This window comes from Mangrovimonas sp. sgz306409, from assembly GCF_059735265.1.
This window is the reverse complement of record NZ_JCAPEU010000001.1, coordinates 747243-764798: the sequence shown is the minus strand read 5'-3', so window position 1 is coordinate 764798 and position 17556 is coordinate 747243. Positions and strand designations below refer to the sequence as shown.

At 39.3% G+C, this 17556-nt stretch carries 15 protein-coding genes; 1 reads left to right on the top strand and 14 read right to left on the bottom strand.

Annotated features, from left to right (window positions below; all coding sequences use genetic code 11):
* From AC6I5C_RS03445 to AC6I5C_RS03435, 3 genes are all read right to left on the bottom strand, one after another.
* A partial coding sequence (locus AC6I5C_RS03445; protein ID WP_497903951.1) for a PorP/SprF family type IX secretion system membrane protein occupies positions 1-543 on the bottom strand: 543 nt, incomplete at its 3' end.
* Positions 544-572: 29 nt separating this feature from the next.
* Positions 573-4886 carry a T9SS type B sorting domain-containing protein gene (locus tag AC6I5C_RS03440; protein WP_497903950.1) on the bottom strand — a complete coding sequence of 1438 codons (4314 nt, stop codon included), beginning with the start codon at positions 4884-4886 and terminating at the stop codon, positions 573-575.
* A 239-nt stretch (positions 4887-5125) separates the two neighbouring features.
* Complete coding sequence (locus AC6I5C_RS03435; RefSeq protein ID WP_497903949.1) at positions 5126-6064, bottom strand: endonuclease/exonuclease/phosphatase family protein; 939 nt, start codon at positions 6062-6064, stop codon at positions 5126-5128.
* Positions 6065-6174: 110 nt separating this feature from the next.
* Here AC6I5C_RS03435 and hflX point away from each other — a divergent pair, with 110 nt between their 5' ends.
* The gene (hflX, locus tag AC6I5C_RS03430) at positions 6175-7401 is read left to right on the top strand and encodes a GTPase HflX (RefSeq protein ID WP_497903948.1); all 1227 of its coding nucleotides are present in this window, start codon (positions 6175-6177) and stop codon (positions 7399-7401) included.
* A 52-nt stretch (positions 7402-7453) separates the two neighbouring features.
* Here the strand turns inward: hflX and AC6I5C_RS03425 are convergent, their stop codons facing one another.
* From AC6I5C_RS03425 to sufB, 11 genes are all read right to left on the bottom strand, one after another.
* Complete coding sequence (locus tag AC6I5C_RS03425) at positions 7454-8389, bottom strand: DUF3078 domain-containing protein (RefSeq protein ID WP_497903947.1); 936 nt, start codon at positions 8387-8389, stop codon at positions 7454-7456.
* Positions 8390-8470: 81 nt separating this feature from the next.
* Positions 8471-8974 (bottom strand): DUF2480 family protein, encoded by a 504-nt coding sequence (locus AC6I5C_RS03420; protein ID WP_497903946.1) that lies wholly within the window; start codon positions 8972-8974, stop codon positions 8471-8473.
* 17 nt (positions 8975-8991) lie between these two features.
* Complete coding sequence (locus tag AC6I5C_RS03415) at positions 8992-10827, bottom strand: ABC transporter ATP-binding protein (protein WP_497903945.1); 1836 nt, start codon at positions 10825-10827, stop codon at positions 8992-8994.
* 71 nt (positions 10828-10898) lie between these two features.
* Positions 10899-11225 carry a DUF59 domain-containing protein gene (locus tag AC6I5C_RS03410; protein WP_053976383.1) on the bottom strand — a complete coding sequence of 109 codons (327 nt, stop codon included), beginning with the start codon at positions 11223-11225 and terminating at the stop codon, positions 10899-10901.
* 1 nt (position 11226) lies between these two features.
* Positions 11227-11649, bottom strand: a complete 423-nt coding sequence (locus AC6I5C_RS03405) for a SufE family protein (RefSeq protein WP_053977078.1) — start codon at positions 11647-11649, stop codon at positions 11227-11229.
* Between the two features lie 37 nt (positions 11650-11686).
* Positions 11687-12145, bottom strand: coding sequence for a hypothetical protein (locus tag AC6I5C_RS03400; RefSeq protein WP_497903944.1), 459 nt, complete (start codon positions 12143-12145; stop codon positions 11687-11689).
* A 56-nt stretch (positions 12146-12201) separates the two neighbouring features.
* A complete protein-coding gene (locus AC6I5C_RS03395; RefSeq protein ID WP_497903943.1) occupies positions 12202-13416 on the bottom strand; it encodes an aminotransferase class V-fold PLP-dependent enzyme in 1215 nt (404 codons plus the stop codon).
* A gap of 102 nt (positions 13417-13518) precedes the next feature.
* Positions 13519-14832: a Fe-S cluster assembly protein SufD gene (gene sufD / locus AC6I5C_RS03390; protein WP_497903942.1), complete on the bottom strand. Its 1314-nt coding sequence runs from the start codon at positions 14830-14832 to the stop codon at positions 13519-13521.
* 46 nt (positions 14833-14878) lie between these two features.
* Positions 14879-15631: a Fe-S cluster assembly ATPase SufC gene (gene sufC, locus AC6I5C_RS03385; RefSeq protein WP_053976387.1), complete on the bottom strand. Its 753-nt coding sequence runs from the start codon at positions 15629-15631 to the stop codon at positions 14879-14881.
* A gap of 2 nt (positions 15632-15633) precedes the next feature.
* Positions 15634-16041, bottom strand: coding sequence for a hypothetical protein (locus tag AC6I5C_RS03380; protein ID WP_497903941.1), 408 nt, complete (start codon positions 16039-16041; stop codon positions 15634-15636).
* A gap of 54 nt (positions 16042-16095) precedes the next feature.
* Positions 16096-17544: a Fe-S cluster assembly protein SufB gene (gene sufB, locus AC6I5C_RS03375; RefSeq protein ID WP_497903940.1), complete on the bottom strand. Its 1449-nt coding sequence runs from the start codon at positions 17542-17544 to the stop codon at positions 16096-16098.
* Positions 17545-17556: the final 12 nt, after the last annotated feature.

Sequence of the window (17556 nt, the reverse complement as noted above, 5' to 3'; positions counted from 1 at the left end):
GTCCGCATCAAGGTGTACCGAGTTCAGCATGTTCGGTACCGAGAATCCTAAATAATAGTGCTCCGTATAGTAGAAGAACCCTGCACCGATGTTTGGGGTCGTACTGTTGATGTTCTCGGAGAAGAACGGGTCGTTGGGGTCGATCACGGACACATCGTCCACAAGGCCGATGTCGTGGAACGTGGCCCCTGCCTTGATCCCAAAGGCCAGGCGGTGCTCACCACCCAATCTCAAGGTATACGAGAAATCCGCATAGACGTTGTTCTCCATCACCGGACCGATCTGGTCGTTGATGAACGACAGCCCAAGCCCCATGTTGCTGCCTATCGGCGCATGGCCGAAGAAGGTGCCCGTGCGCGGCGCCCCGTCGATGCCGCTCCACTGCCAGCGGTAAAGCACCCCTAGGCTAAGGGCCTCCTTCGAACCCGCATACGCCGGGTTCACTACGTTCATGTTGTACATGTACTGTGTGTACTGTGGGTCCTGTTGTGCGTACAGCTGTACGCACATCAATAGGACCATTGCCATATATATTCTTTTCATATGTCTCTTTTAGTTTTTCTTGGTTGCTCTTATTTGTTGATGTAGACCCAAGCACTACGTGTCTTACCATCTTCATACTCCATAGTGTAGAAATATGTTCCTACTGGAAGATCCTCTCCATCGTTGGTCTGTCCGTACCACTCGTTGGTATAGTTACGCTTAGAGTATACTAAAGTTCCCAAACGGTTAAAGATCTCGATTTTGCTCACTCTAAAACTACTCAAGTCGAAGTTATCGTTCATACCGTCTCCATTTGGTGAAATCCCTTGAGGAATGATACAATTTTCAAGTTCAATCACATCGGCAGATACTTCATAGGAACATCCAGAAGCGTTACTCATAACTACAGCAGTATAAGTCCCCTCAGTCAATACAGGCAAAGTCAATCCTGACTCACCTTCAATCAATCCACCGTCTTGCGCCCATTCTACAGTTACCTCATCAGCTGTGAAGCCTTCTTCAAGAATTAAAGATATTTCAATTGGAACAGTTGCATTAGGACAAACCTCATAAGCAACCTCATCTGAATTAAATGAAGCAAATGGCACTGCATCGACCGCCAGTACAACTTCTCCAACGGAGTAACAATCATAAGCGACATTACTTTCAATTCTCACATAAATTGTTTGAGGATTACTTGTATTCTCATAAGGAGACCCTAAAGCATTAGTACCTGCATCAGCATCTGCTTCATTTGCGTAATAAGACACCGTATAAATAGAAGGATCTTGACCGTTTAAAACATCTGCGTCTAACGAGGTTAAGTCAAAACTTTCAACGCCATCACCAGATTCATCATCACACAAATTATAGCTTGTATCGGTAACGGTTGGGGTTGGACCAGAAATTACCAAATCGAAAGACGTAGTCGCGAAACAGAAAGTTGCATTAGCATCTTCAATTCTAACATAAATAGTTTGAGGGTTTGTAACATTGGTATAAGGAGATGTTAAAGCATTGGTTCCTGCCTGAGCATCTTCCAAACTTGCGTAATAAGTTACATTGAACAATGCTGGATCTTGATCTACCAAGATTCCAGGAGTTTGCATTTCTAAATCGAAATCCTCAATCTCATCACCTGAAGCATCATCACAAGTAACAATATCCACAACTGGGTTGGCAACTGGTTCCAAACCAAAAATAATAGTCACCTCATCCTGAGCTTGTGTATCACAATTCTCGTCGTATGCAATTACGGTATAGGTTGCCGTCTCAGTTACTGTTAAACTAGCAGAAGTTTCTCCTTCAATGATAAATCCATCAGCATACCACTCATAAGTATCGGCAAAAGGAGATTCAGCATTTAGGTCATAAGATGGGAATCCACAGAAACTTTGGTCCTCACCCAACTCTACTTCAATCTCAGAAGTAATAGAACCAGAACCATCAACACTAGCATTGGTCTGTTCTATTTGTATAGTTCCTACGCCACCGTTAAAATTGGTTACCAGTAACACGTAGATTTCTCCTTCAATAGCATTGTCTATCGTTACATTTTCTACCGAAGCAGCTGAATAACTACAGTCTACAATATTTCCAAACGGATAAAAATCTGGATTCCAAGTATTGTTTGGACAAGTTGGACAGTCTACCAACAGATCCAATTCACAATAATCAATTTCATTATCAAAAGGTCCCCACAATACGAAGTCTACATCTAGCCCTGTTCCTGTAGGATTCCCGTCTTCATCAAATTGCGTATTTTGAACTATTTGAATGTTGATTGGTCCTGACTCTCCAATTTGAAGTACATTCCAAGTTGGGTTAGGAATACTTCCCAAACAAGCAACTTGTCCCGTAGAAGGGATTCCGATAACATTGGAAGCATAAAGCGCTCCACCTTCGCCACAGAAAGGAGTGGCATTTTCACACACTGTATTTTCTGGAGCCTCCTTGATACATAAATCAAACGTGGTTGTTTCTTCGTTAGAACTAAAAGAGAATACTCGTAAATAATAAGTTTCTCCTACTACCAATTCAGGCGTCACACTCGCAGCATTGTTAGAGCAGTAAAGTTCTACCAATCCATCACAAGTACCTTCATAAACCGCATGATCCAAATTAAAAGTTCCTCCTGAGATATTTAACAAAGTAATTAATTGAACTTCATTCAATGCTGTAAATTCAAACCACACATCGTCATCTGGATCACCTCCACAAGTTGTAGCAGGAACCCCTGACGGTGTAGCCGCTAAAACAGTTCCAGGTGTAGTAAGATCACAACTATCATTATCATTTACTGCAACAACTGTCGCATTACAAGGATTATCATTATCCGGAGGACAAGCCAATAGTTGAATAGGCTGACTGTTTATAACACAATTAACGTCCTGGTCATTACTAATAGTAATGATAATATCCGTTAAGAATGGGTATGGTCCAAATTGGGTAACCCCAGCTTCCGAAACTTGTACGCCTACAGAACCTTGGTTATCTGTAATAGTTACGGAAGTTGCATCTCCCAAACTTGTCACATCCACATCAATCAAAAACTGATCGCCATTGTCACAATCATCCACTACCAAATAATTTGCTTGAGGGTTAATACAAGTGGCACATGAAACGGTATACTCTATTGTTGTTTCGCTACCTGAACTACAACTAAATACACCATCAGCTTCAATCCAGAAAGAAATGGTATCTCCAGCAGATTGCCAAGTTAAACCAGAAAGATCACCTCCATTTCCATAATAATCAGCTGGAGTCATCTCAGTTCCATCTGTATTGTACACATGCAATTCATCCCATCCACTTTCAACACTACCTGAGTTAAATGTCAAGTTAAGTGGTGTTCCATCATTACTTGTAAACGTAATAACGTTCGTATCACTATTGGTATAACAATAAGTACCAACCAATGGCCCCTCACTACAATCTACATAGTTATCTAAACAAAATTCTTGAGTCATTGAAGGCCCAGTAATGATACAATTAGTATCATCATCATTGGACAAAGTAATTTCTACAGCAGTTCCGTTATCGTATGGACCAAAAGTCAACAGCCCTATCTCGGTGATTATCTGGGCAACACTTTCTTGGTTATCAGACACAGTCAAGGAAACAGCATCTCCTAAACTAGTTACATCTACCTCTACCAAAAACTGTCCACCATTCTCACAATCACTTACAACTTCATAAGTTGCGGCAGGATTCACACAAGTAGCACACATTACCGTAAAATCCCACTCTGTAGTACAGCAAGAACTTCCTGACGAACAACTTACAGAACCATCAGAATCAATTTCAAAAAATAAAGAATCTGAAGTACTGTCAAAAGTCAAACCAGCAAGGTTTCCTCCGTTATTTCCAAAATACAATACGGTACCGGTATTGTCTACACCGTCATAAATGATAATATCATCACAACAGCTTTCAATACCCCCGGCATTAAAAGTAATCCTTAAAGGACTCCCGTCACTTGAAGTGAATAACCACGTAGTATCATCATTATTTCCATAACAATAAGTAATGTTTTCTGGTCCTACCGCACAGTCTACAATAATAGTTGGATCTTCCATAGTTGTAAAACTTTGCTCTATACAAGTTTCTGTAGTAGTACCAATATTATTGTAAGGAGTGACAGTTACATAATATTGAGTAGAATAGGTCAATTCTCCAAGATTATAAGAAGTCACGTTTCCTACATCCATATTATTTAAAATATCATTTCCCCCTGCAGTAGTTCCCACTGTTAAATAATACCCTGTTGGAATACCCGAAGCAGCCGACCAAGCAATATTTCCATCAATTGGAGCCCCAACACTGCCGTCTGAAGGCATAGTTAATACCGAATTACAAGAAGGCACTTCTGTAGCTTCCTGAACAGCCATTACATTATCATAATACATATAATAATCCCCAGCTGCCCACGTAATGTCAAACCTCAACATGAAATCACTTCCATCTGGAAGATCAGCAGCAACAACTGTATAAGACATGCTAGCGCATTCATTGGATGTTACATGGTTGTCATCATCAATAGTATCAACATCTATCCAATCTGTGCCATTATTGGTTGAATATTGCACCACAAAGTTTCCCCAGCCAGGGGCAGTGGCATTTGTAGCGGCAGACCAATCAACAATCTTATAATCAAAACTTATGGTAAGATCTGTTGCATTGGACTCTCCCACAATATTAGGAGACGTCAGATTCCCCGTATTGGAGAAACTGTAAAGATTATCCCTAAGGGATTGTCCAGAACAGGATTGGGAAGCACTTGTATTGAAGGTACTTGTCCAACCTGCAGGAGTGCCATCATCAAAGTTTTCATTAATGTTAATTTGCCCAAAAGAGGACACTCCCATTAACAAAGTAAAAATCCAAAGCGTAATTTTTCTCATACAATCTAATTGTTAGTATTAAATAAATCCAAAACACACCCGTAACACATTCATTAAAAGTGTGTTAAAAACAAAACATTAAAAATGATTAATAGCTAATTTGATTTCTGAATTTTCCTCTATACAGAAATAAGATTCCGAATATAAAAAAAATGCCTATTAACATACCATTAACATTGGCATAATAGATTAAATGCATTAATCTTCGACGAAGTGAATTGGTAGGATTTACGAGGTAATCAAAGGATTTTTTTAACAAGAATATACACTGGAAAATGATCGCTAAAACCTCCCATATATTTTTTCCCTACATAAGTTCTGTAAGGCTGACCACTATATTTTCCTTTATATTGAGACAAGAACTTGTCATTGAATATTTTGGCATAATCAAACTTATGGCTTCCAGGTATTGTTTCCAGAAAATTGATGGAACATAAAATCTGGTCAAATAGGTTCCAATGGAATTCAAAATTGATACTTCCATGATCCAGATCCAACAAAGTTTCCATGGGGTTAAAAAGCAGTTCGTGTTTCACCAAATGACGGATACTCTCATTATCTGGATTATCATTAAAATCACCAAAAATAATAACCTTAGGGTCTTCATAATTTAACTTTAAAGTTTCCAAAATTTCCATAACCATGTTGGCTGCTTCCATCCGCTTATAGGCCGATTTTGTTTCTCCTTCCCTACGCGACGGCCAATGGTTCACAATAAAGTGCATCTCCTCTCCCTCAAGGAGTCCCGTTACCAATAAAATATCACGTGTATAATCACGAACGCCATTTTCATCCTCAATAAAAACCGTAAAACGTTCGGAAGACAAGAGCTCAAAGACCTTTTTGTTATATAAAAGGGCGACATCAATTCCTCGCGTATCTGGAGAATCATAATGCACATAACCATAGTCATACCGCCTTAAATCGGGGCTGTGAATCAAGTCTTCCAAAACACCATCATTTTCAATTTCAGCCAATCCCACAATGGCTGGTGGATGTTTGGTTTCCTGCTTTCCTATTTTGGCGATTGCCGAGCCTATTTTGTAGATTTTCTTTTCATAGCGTCGCTTGGTCCAATGCCTATCAGAAGCAGGCAAAAAATCGTCATCGTTGGTATAAGGATTGTCTTCAACGTCAAATAAATTCTCAATATTGTAAAACGCTATGGTCTGTTGCATGATAAAACGAAATGATTTATAAAATATCAAGAAGTATTCCCAAAGATAACCTTTAAATTATAAAAAGTAAAATGCTCGCAATTGCGTAAATTTGCACTTTATTTACATCTATGTTAGAAAAGAAAGACATTTCGCTTGAAAAAGCGGTTTTGGTAGGAATCATTACTAAAGATCAAGATGAAGCAAAGTCTAAAGAATATTTGGACGAGCTGGAATTTTTGACATATACAGCTGGAGGCGAAGTCGTAGCAAGGTTTACCCAAAAAATGGACATGCCCAATCCACGTACTTTTATAGGTACTGGAAAAATGGAAGAAGTCCAAGAATATATTAATGAACATAACATTGGTACAGCCATATTTGACGACGAACTCTCCCCTGCCCAAGAACGCAATATCAGTAAACTTCTGAACTGCAAAGTTTTGGATAGGACCAATCTTATTTTGGACATTTTTGCTCAAAGGGCCCAAACAAGTTACGCTAGAACGCAAGTGGAATTGGCCCAATGCGAATACTTGCTCCCGCGACTTAAAGGAATGTGGACCCACTTGGAACGCCAAAAAGGGGGTATTGGAATGCGGGGTCCCGGGGAAACCGAAATTGAGACTGACCGTAGGATTGTTAGGGATAAAATAGCCCTTTTAAAAGCCAAGATCAAAACCATCGACAAGCAAATGGCCGTACAACGAGGCAATCGTGGCCAAATGGTGCGGGTTGCTCTTGTTGGGTATACCAATGTTGGAAAGTCTACCTTAATGAATGTCATCAGTAAAAGTGAAGTGTTTGCCGAAAACAAACTCTTCGCCACCCTTGATACGACCGTTAGAAAAGTGGTCATTAAAAATTTACCATTTTTGATGAGCGACACGGTTGGATTCATACGAAAATTGCCCACTCAACTTGTAGAAAGTTTTAAAAGTACTTTGGATGAAGTTAGGGAAGCCGATTTATTGTTGCATGTGGTGGATATTTCTCATCCTAATTTTGAAGAGCACATTGAATCGGTAAACAAAATTTTGGATGAAATAGATAGTGCCGACAAACCAACCATTATGGTCTTCAACAAAATTGACGCCTACGAAGCTGAACCTTTTGATGACAATGATTTAGTTGCTGAACGCACCAAAGTGAACTATACTCTTGACGAATGGAAAACCACTTGGATGAGCAAAATTGGAGACAATGCTTTGTTCATTTCTGCCACTAACAAAGAGAATTTAGAAGATTTTAGAAAACGTGTGTATAATGAAGTAAGAAAGATTCACATTACCAGATTCCCTTACAACCATTTTCTTTATCCAGACTACGACGAAAATTACGAGGACACCACAGAATAAAAAAAGAGCGCTTAAAAATAAGCGCTCTTTTCATTTATATGCTCAAGTCCCATTAGAATTTATATGATAAGCCTAAAGTATAATAGCTTTGTAACTTATTATCTACATTATCAAAAGTAGGCTCAGTATCAACTAGTGGATCATATTGCTGCAACGCATAATTCAAGGCTTCCTGTTTGTTACCTCTTAACCCAAAGTCAAAGCCAATTCCAATATTCTTCCATAAGGTATAAGTGAAGGAATTAGTCCATGTCCAGTTGGACAAATCCGAACTTTTATAACTCAAAAAAGCTGAAAAGTTGGTTTTAAAATCTACTGGACCAAGTTTTCTAGTATAATCAGCCACAATTTTAGAACCAAAAGACGATTCAAAAACCGTGTCCTCTTTACTGAACACAATATTGTAGTTTAAAGGATGAACCACCACAATCAAATCTGTAATTGGTGTCCAAGTGGCTCCAACCCCAAGATCCAAATATCCAGGATCATTAAAATTGTCTAAAATAGTCGTTCTATATTCCATCAAGGCAGAAGCTGCCAAATTTTTTGCAATCTTATATCCATATAAAGACGTCACATTAAAAACATCCGTCGTAGGCTGAAAACTGTCATCATCTGTTGGATCATCTTTGTCATCAAGTTTTACCCATTTCAAATTAAGGTTTAAGGCATTTTTCCAAAAGTATTTCTCTCTATCTAAATTGGCATAGGCATTTACTGTACCTCCAAAATTTCCTGAAGAGTTATTGGGCGTCCCTTGGGAATACCAGTTTTCAAAACTGGAAAGGCTTCCTCCCACAACTCCAAACGCCCCAATTTTCCAACCTGGAAAGGCATCAATTTGGGACTGCAATGCATCCACTCGCTTTTGAATGCCGCTTATAGAATCCTTCTTAGCCTTTTGTTCCGCTTTCAATTCCTCCAAGGTCTGCGCATTCGCAACCATAGCACAGGCCACCAATGCCAAAGAACACAGTAATTTCTTCATTTTGATTGTTTTATAAAAGGGTTTATACCCTACAAAAATAGGTTTTTTCTGAAACCCTCCTAGAATAAAAGCGCAGGAAGTCTATTTTTTATATAGCGGCACCGTAGAGCAAGCCTCACCAAACATGATGGATTTGGCCACCCCATTCAACCTGGAAACCAATAAGGTATAAGCAGTTTCTGGAATAGGCTTATTGGAACAGCCTTTAATGATAACAGGTTTATCGCGAAATTCTTCTACATCCATTTGAGAAACGATCTCTTGAAAAATAGAGGTTTCCAAATCCTGAAGATTTCCAACAACCACCTTTTTAGCAAATGAAGAAGCTTGCGTTGCAATCAACAAATAGGCCCAAGACGGAATAATGGCATCCACGGAACAATGCAAAGCCAAATAACCATCTTGATATTGACTCCAATCGTGTTCCTTTACATACTCACGGAAGTCCTTTTCCTTTAAAATCAACTCTTGGAATAACCAATCTTTGATATCAAAAAGCGCACGAGCACCTTTAGGATAAAAGTCTTCCAAGTCTATAGTTACCAATTTACTATTGGCTACGCGGTTAATTATTTCATCTGCCATAACGCAAAATTACATTTTTATTGATAGCCCTCTGCCTGCAGGGTAAACAATTCGGCATACAATTTTGGATGTGCCATAAGCTCTTCATGCGTGCCTATTTCCAACACACGGCCTTCTTCCAACACCAAAATTCTATCGGCTTGTCGTACCGTACTAAACCTATGGGAAATCAAAATGCTCGTCTTTCCCTTGGTCAACCCAATAAAGCGCTCAAACACTTCACTTTCTGCCTTGGCATCAAGTGCTGACGTAGGCTCATCCAAAATCATCACTTCAGCATTTTTCATATAAGCCCTTGCCAAAGCTACTTTTTGCCATTGCCCACCTGAAAGCTCTTGACCGCTCACAAAACGTTTTCCCAACTGTTGGTCGTAACCTTTGGTTAAAGCTTCCACCACTTCGTTTGCCAAACTTAAACGTGCTGCATTTTCAATCTTTTCTTGATTGCCTAATTCTTTAATATCTCCTATGGCGATATTCTCTTTAACCGTGAATTCATATCTAAAGAAATCCTGAAAAATCACTCCAAAAAATTGCTGATAATCTGCCTTCTTAAACCTGTTGATATTCACACCATCTAACAGAATCTCGCCCGATGTTGGTTCATAAAAGCGTAATAGCAATTTCGTAAGCGTCGTTTTTCCTGCCCCGTTTTGCCCTACAAAAGCTAGTTTTTCTCCTGCCTTTAAAGTGAAACTTACACCTTTTAAAATCTCATGTTCTGAATCTGAATAGGAAAAATAGACGTTCCTAAATTCAAAACCTTGATGAATATGTTTAGGGAGCGGTACATCTTCTTGAGTATTGGCATCTACTGAAATATCAATAAAATCGAAATAGTCCTTTAAATACAAAGCACTCTCCGAAATACGGGTAAATCTTGAAAAGAACTCTTGAAGATTCCTCATCAACCTATTAAAAGAGCCCGATAAAAATGTCAACTCACCCAAAGTAATCACACCCGACAACACACGATAGATAATAAACACATAGGCCCCATAATAACTAATGGAGCCCAAAACATTGAATAAAAATCCCAAAGCCGAACGTTTAACTGCCAAGGTTTTGTTGAGCTGATAATATTCTTCGGAAAGATTTCGAAATCGATCTACGATAAAATCGGTAAGGCCGAACAATTTAATTTCTTTAGCTGTTTTATCATTGGCCCCTATAAACCGTAGATAGTCCAATTCCCGTCGTTCTGAGGTCCAACTTCTTGCCAAGGAATACTGCTGTTGGCTAAACCTCACTTCATTAATAAAGGAAGGAATAATACTCAGCACCAACAAAATAATAAGATAGGGTTCAAAATACACAAGCCCTGCTACCAAAGTAGCAATGGAAATGGCGCTTTGTGCTTGTCCCAACACATTAGACATCAATCCTACCCTACCCGTAGTTTGGGTACGCGCGCGTTCCAGTTTATCATAAAACTCAGAATCTTCAAGCAGGCTAATGGTTACCTGATTAGTCTTTTGTATGATCGTAACAGACGTTGCAATATTGTATTCATCACCCAACAAACCATCAGTAAGGGAAATGGCCCTACTAATGAAATCCGATAGGATTACCAAGCCAAATTCAATAGCGACATATGTCCACAATTGGGTATAGTCAGTCGTTTCAATAGAAGTTTGGGCGACAATCTCATCGATAATCAATTTGCCCACCCATAAAATGACAACGGGAAGTAAGGCTCCTATCAAACGGCAAACAGCCGACAAGACAAAAAGCTTTTTGTTGACATTCCAAATTTCCCTAAAAAAACGCGGAATATACACCAAAGCATTAAAGGAAGACCTTATGCTGGTTTTGTCTTCATCCTTAATTGATTTGGGTCTATGTCTTGCCATTTGTATAAATCTTGTTACAAAATAGAAAAGGACTTAATTAAGTCCTTTTTAGTTATATGAATATTGAAATGCTACAGCATTCCCAATTCCAATTTTGCTTCTTCACTCATTAACTCTTGTGACCAAGGTGGGTCAAAAGTAATCTCTACCTCTGCAGACTTCACGTCGTTAAGAGATTTCACTTTTTCCTCAACTTCCAGAGGCAAGGTTTCCGCCACAGGACAGTTGGGCGTAGTAAGTGTCATTAAGATTTTAACATCGTAATCTTCGTTGACAAACACATCGTAAATCAACCCCAATTCGTAGATATCTACAGGAATTTCAGGGTCGAAAATAGTTTTTAAAACCCTTACAATTTTTTCTCCAAGGGCATTGGTATCTATAGTTGTATCGCTCATCTTAATTTAACTGTGTTTGGTATGCTATGGCATACATTTTTAATTGTTTGATCATACTCACCAAGCCATTGGCACGGGTTGGTGATAAATGTTCCTTCAACCCGATTTCGTCAATAAAATCGGTATTGGCTGCAATAATATCCGAAGGACTTTGGTTTGAAAATACCCTAATAAGAATGGCTATGATTCCTTTGGTGATGATAGCATCACTATCGGCTGTAAATACCACCTTTTCATCTTCCAATTGGGCATGTACCCAAACCTTACTTTGACAACCTTTGATGATATTATCATCGGTTTTGTATTGCTCATCGATTAATGGCAAGGTCTTGCCCAAATCGATCATATATTGATAACGCTCTTCCCAATCGTCAAACATTGAGAACTCGTCGATAATGTCATTTTGAATATCCTGTATACTCACGTCGTTTATTTTCATACAAAAATACAAAAGTTAGCCGTTATTCAACTTTTTCCGCCAAGGATAGTAATTGAAGAACAAGCGGTTCGATTTCTTTTGGAGGATTGCCATGATCAAAAGAAGGACTATGGAACAAGGTTCCTTGATCGGTGATTTTCAGCACCGCAATCAACGCTCCGTCATACTGATGTGCCTTGGAGGGCACCTCCAAATTTTTAAGTTCGTTTAAGTCTATTGTATCTACTAAAGCATAGATTGAAGACAGCTCTTGTGATGTACACTGAACAACTTTTGGCTCTTGGGCTCTATCCAATTGCACAGTCAAAGAATCACCTTCCAATACAATTCGTTTGTAAGCGCCTCGCGTCAACGCCGAATATTCTACAATGTACTGGTGCTTCTCTTGCTCTTGCAATTTGACTTCTTCATTTGCCTGCGCCTTGGTACCGCAACAACTGTACAATACAAAAAGATTTAAAACTAACAATAGCTTATTCACAGATAACTGATTTTAAATTACGAAAGTATAATTGCAAAAAAGAAGCCAAACTTTGGTTATGATAACATCATTTTAGCCTTTTTAACCCCCGCTACCAAGGCATCGATTTCCTCCTTGGTATTATAAAAAGCGAAGGAAGCCCTCACCGTTCCTGGGATTTTAAAGTAATCCATGATCGGTTGTGCGCAATGATGTCCTGTACGAACCGCAATGCCCATTTTGTCCAAAATAGTTCCCACATCATATGGATGGATGCCTTCCAAATTAAAAGAGATCACAGAGGTCTTCTGTTCGGAAGTTCCATAGATTTTTAAGCCTTCAATGTCTAGCAATTTTTCAGTGGCGTACTCCAACAACTCATGTTCATAAGCGGCAATGTTATCAAAACCTATGGCATTTAAATAGTCTATGGCCGCTCCAAAAGCAATCCCTCCACAAATATTTGGCGTCCCTGCTTCAAACTTATGAGGCAAGTCCGCATAAGTTGTTTTTTCAAAGGTCACCTCGGCAATCATTTCACCGCCTCCTTGATAAGGTGGCAATTTTTTCAGCCACTCTTCTTTTCCATACAGCATGCCCATTCCAGTCGGACCACACATTTTATGTCCCGAAGCCACATAAAAATCTACATCCAATTTTTGAACATCCGGTTTTATATGTGGACATGCCTGAGCGCCATCAATCAAAACTGCTGCACCCACCGCATGGGCCTTTTCAATAATGCTTTCAATAGGATTGATAGTCCCCAAAGCATTGGAAATATGATTGACAAACACCAACTTGGTGTTCGCACTTAAAAGTTCTTCAAAAGCACTCATTACCAAAGCACCTTCATCATTCATAGGAATCACCTTTAAAGTAGCTCCCGTGCGCTCACACAACATCTGCCAAGGCACAATATTACTATGGTGCTCAAGGGCAGAGACAATAATTTCGTCTCCCTTCTTCAACAATGCAGAAAATCCATTGGCCACCAAATTAATACCATGCGTGGTCCCCGAAGTAAAAATGATTTCATAGGGATGTTTGGCATTAAAATGTGTTTGAATGATATTCCTTGCCTGCTCATATTTGTCTGTAGCCTCTTGGCTTAAACTATGCACCCCTCTATGGATATTGGCATTGTAATGACTGTAATAATCAACAATAACATCAATCACCTGTTGGGGTGTTTGGGATGTGGCGGCATTATCAAAATACACCAAAGGTTTTCCATTCACCTGACGGTTAAGAATGGGAAAATCTTGTCTGATGGCTTTTACTTTAAACATGGTAATGATCTCTCTTTTTATAATAGCCCATAGGCTAACATCGACTCAGTGCAACAAAAAAGGGAAGGGTTTTACATATTGGCCCTTCCCTTAATTTTTGTTTTATAAGTCAAATCCAATATTGACACCCAGTTTTTTGGCAATCAATTTTGTAATACGTTTTTTAATTTCAGGGATTTTAACGGAATCCAAGACATTGTTACTGAAAGCGTACATTAACAGTGCACGAGCTTCCTTTTCTGGAATTCCTCTTGAACGCAAATAGAACATTGCGCTCTCGTCCAATGCTCCAATGGTACATCCATGCGAACACTTCACGTCATCCGCAAAAATCTCCAACTGTGGCTTGGTGTTGATAGTAGCCTTATCGCTCACCAAAATATTGTTGTTAGCCTGAAAAGCATTGGTTTTTTGCGCTTCTTTTTCAACAATCACCTTACCGTTGAACACCCCTGTAGCATTGTCGCCATAGATACCTTTATAATCTTGGTGGCTCTCACAATTTGGTTCAATATGGTGTACCAAAGTACTATGGTCTACATGTTGCTTGTCACCAATAATAGTCACTCCTTTTAGGGTAGAATCAATGCGCTCACCATGTTGGAAGAAATTAAGGTTGTTTCTCGTCAATTTCCCTCCAAATGAAAAGGTATGTACCGATGCATGACTCTCCTGCTTTTGCTTAATAAACGTATTGTCAATCAAAGACGCATTTTCATTGTCATTTTGTAGTTTGTAATAATCTACAATTGCTCTTTTATTTGCAAAAATTTCAGTAACACTGTTCGTCAACACAGGGTTGTCCGTCAAACTTTGGTGTCGCTCGATAATTTGAACATGTGAATTTTCATCCACAACAATCAAGTTACGAGGTTGTAACATTAAAGCCGCTTCGTTACCAGTTGAAAAATGCACAATTTGAATTGGCTTTTCAACAATTTTATTCTTTGGAATATGAATATAGGCTCCTTCATTTGAAAAGGCCGTATTCAAAGACGTCATACTATCATCTTTGGCTGCCTTGTTGAAATAGTTCTCAATCACCAAACGGTATTTTGGCTTGGTAATGGCAGACGACATCAAGCAAACATCCACACCTTCATGCGTAGTTTGCGACAAATGCGAAGAATACTTTCCGTCGATAAAAATGATTTTATACGAATCGATATCATGAATCAAATAGGGTTTGATATCCTTGTATTCTATCGCTTTTTCCCCTTTGGAAAATAGGCTGTAATCATGCTTTAAAACCGTGTTTAAAGACGTGTATTTCCAGGCCTCATCCTTTTTGGAAGGAAAGCCATTTTCCTCAAATATTTTTATAGCATTGTTTCTTATGCCATGCAAAGGCGAGTGATCCTCTAGGTTATCCTCGAATGCAAAGTAAGAAGCAACTAATTTTTCTTTTAAATCCATAGGTTCAATCTTCAATAATCAGTAAGAAAACAACGGTTTTCCAAGTTTAGGCGTTTACTTCTTCTTTGATCCAGTCGTACCCTTTTTCTTCTAATTCATGAGCCAATTCCTTGCCTCCTGATTTTACAATTCTACCTTTATATAATACATGCACATAATCTGGCACGATATAGTCCAACAAACGTTGGTAGTGGGTAATAACTACCACAGCGTTGTCCTTGTTTTTTAATTTGTTCACCCCATTGGCAACAATACGAAGGGCGTCGATATCCAACCCTGAATCTGTTTCGTCAAGGATGGCCAATTTTGGCTCCAACATAGCCATTTGGAAAATTTCGTTACGTTTCTTCTCTCCTCCAGAAAACCCTTCGTTTAAGGAACGTGACAAGAATTTTCTATCAATTTCCAATAATTCGGATTTCTCACGAATTAATTTCAGCATTTCGTTGGCCGGCATTTCTTCCAAGCCTTTAGCCTTACGGGTTTCGTTGATGGCCGTTTTCATAAAGTTGGTAACCGAAACACCAGGAATTTCAACAGGATATTGAAAAGACAAAAAGATTCCCTTATGGGCACGCTCTTCCGCCGAAAGCTCGTCGATAGCTTCTCCTTCCAAAAGGATTTCGCCTTCTTCTACTTCATAATCTTCCTTCCCTGCAATAACCGAAGCCAAGGTACTTTTTCCAGAACCGTTAGGCCCCATGATGGCATGAACTTCACCAGGTTTTACTTCTAGGTTAATTCCTCTAAGAATTCCTTTATCCTCAACACTTGCGTGTAAATTGGTAATCTTTAACATACTTATTCTGCTCCTAATTTAATAACATCCTTTTCCTTGTTAGATGCCATAACTTTAATAATTTCTTTTATATCAAAACGGTTGTCCCAACCTTCTTCCCCTTCCGGTTTTGGAGTAATCAGCCCTCTCACCTGAACGGTTACATAATCGGTTGGTTCTACCTTATAGGCCTTTGCCATTTCATCCAATTCATGCATCTTCTCATTAATCACAACCGCATAAACCTCAGACGGCGTGTGCAACACAGCGGCATCGGCATAGTAAACAAACTCGCCGGTCATTTCCACATACCCATCATTTTTTTGGGCAGTTTCGGTTACCACGTCTCCAGCTGCCTCAACAGGCTTTGATTCGTTTTTACAGCTTAAAGCCAATCCGGCTATACATAATAATGTGAAGATGTTTTTCATATATGAATTCACTTTTTGGATGTTACACTTTTAATTTCCAGTCTACTCTAATGCTTATCCTACGGAACCTTCCAAACTAATCTCCAATAGCTTTTGGGCTTCTACCGCAAACTCCATTGGCAATTTGTTCAACACCTCCTTACTGAATCCGTTTACGATAAGTGCAATCGCTTTTTCAGTATCGATACCACGTTGGTTACAGTAAAAAATTTGGTCTTCACCAATTTTACTGGTTGTGGCCTCGTGCTCTATTTGAGCCGTTTTATTTTTAGCTTCAATATATGGGAAGGTATGGGCGCCACACTCATTACCCATCAACAAGCTATCACATTGCGAAAAGTTTCTCGCGTTTTCTGCTCTTGAATGTACCTGAACCAAACCTCTATAAGAGTTTTGCGATTTTCCTGCAGAAATACCTTTGGAAATAATGGTCGACTTGGTATTCTTACCTAAGTGAATCATTTTCGTTCCAGTATCTGCCTGTTGAAAGTTATTGGTAACAGCAATAGAATAAAATTCTCCTACCGAATTATCCCCTTTCAATACACAGCTTGGATATTTCCAAGTCACGGCACTACCTGTCTCTACCTGTGTCCAAGAAATCTTAGCATTGGTTTCACACAATCCACGTTTGGTCACAAAATTGAAAACCCCTCCTTTTCCTTCGGAGTTTCCTGGATACCAGTTTTGAACAGTGGAATATTTGATTTCAGCATCGTCCATGGCAATCAATTCCACCACCGCAGCATGCAATTGGTTCTCGTCCCTACTTGGAGCGGTACACCCTTCTAAATAGCTTACATAACTACCTTCATCGGCAATGACCAAGGTACGCTCAAACTGCCCTGTTCCTGCTTGGTTAATTCTAAAATAGGTAGACAATTCCATTGGACATTTTACCCCTTTTGGAATATAACAGAAACTACCATCACTAAACACAGCACTATTCAATGCTGCATAAAAGTTATCCTTTTGTGGCACTACAGTCCCAATGTATTTTTTCACCAATTCCGGATGCTCTTGAATAGCCTCGGAAATGGAACAGAAGATGATTCCCTTTTCGGCCAAGGTCTTCTTAAAAGTAGTCGCAACCGAAACGGAATCCACAACCACATCCATGGCCACACCTGCCAGTTTCTTTTGTTCATCCAAAGAAATTCCCAACTTCTTAAAGGTAGCCAACAACTCAGGGTCTACTTCATCCAAGCTATTGTATTTCGCCTTTTTGTTAGGGGCAGAATAATAGGAAATCGCCTGAAAATCTGGTTTTTCATAGTGAACATTGGCCCACTCTGGCTCTACCATGTCTTCCCAAGCTCTAAACGCTTCCAACCGCCAATCGGTCATCCATTCTGGCTCTTCTTTCTTTTTGGAAATAGCCCTAATAATCTCCTCGTTCAATCCAACGGGAAAGGTTTCGGACTCTATGTCTGTATAAAAACCGTACTCGTATTCTTTGGTTTTTAACTCTTCTCTTAAATCGTCTTCAGTATACTTACTCATTCTCTTTACGCT

Coding starts and splice junctions, on each gene's coding strand:
- AC6I5C_RS03440 (WP_497903950.1), bottom strand. CDS start 4,886: ATGAGAAAAATTACGCTTTGGATTTTTACTTTGTTAATGGGAGTGTCC.
- AC6I5C_RS03435 (WP_497903949.1), bottom strand. CDS start 6,064: ATGCAACAGACCATAGCGTTTTACAATATTGAGAATTTATTTGACGTT.
- hflX (WP_497903948.1), top strand. CDS start 6,175: ATGTTAGAAAAGAAAGACATTTCGCTTGAAAAAGCGGTTTTGGTAGGA.
- AC6I5C_RS03425 (WP_497903947.1), bottom strand. CDS start 8,389: ATGAAGAAATTACTGTGTTCTTTGGCATTGGTGGCCTGTGCTATGGTT.
- AC6I5C_RS03420 (WP_497903946.1), bottom strand. CDS start 8,974: ATGGCAGATGAAATAATTAACCGCGTAGCCAATAGTAAATTGGTAACT.
- AC6I5C_RS03415 (WP_497903945.1), bottom strand. CDS start 10,827: ATGGCAAGACATAGACCCAAATCAATTAAGGATGAAGACAAAACCAGC.
- AC6I5C_RS03410 (WP_053976383.1), bottom strand. CDS start 11,225: ATGAGCGATACAACTATAGATACCAATGCCCTTGGAGAAAAAATTGTA.
- AC6I5C_RS03395 (WP_497903943.1), bottom strand. CDS start 13,416: ATGTTTAAAGTAAAAGCCATCAGACAAGATTTTCCCATTCTTAACCGT.
- sufD (WP_497903942.1), bottom strand. CDS start 14,832: ATGGATTTAAAAGAAAAATTAGTTGCTTCTTACTTTGCATTCGAGGAT.
- sufC (WP_053976387.1), bottom strand. CDS start 15,631: ATGTTAAAGATTACCAATTTACACGCAAGTGTTGAGGATAAAGGAATT.
- AC6I5C_RS03380 (WP_497903941.1), bottom strand. CDS start 16,041: ATGAAAAACATCTTCACATTATTATGTATAGCCGGATTGGCTTTAAGC.
- sufB (WP_497903940.1), bottom strand. CDS start 17,544: ATGAGTAAGTATACTGAAGACGATTTAAGAGAAGAGTTAAAAACCAAA.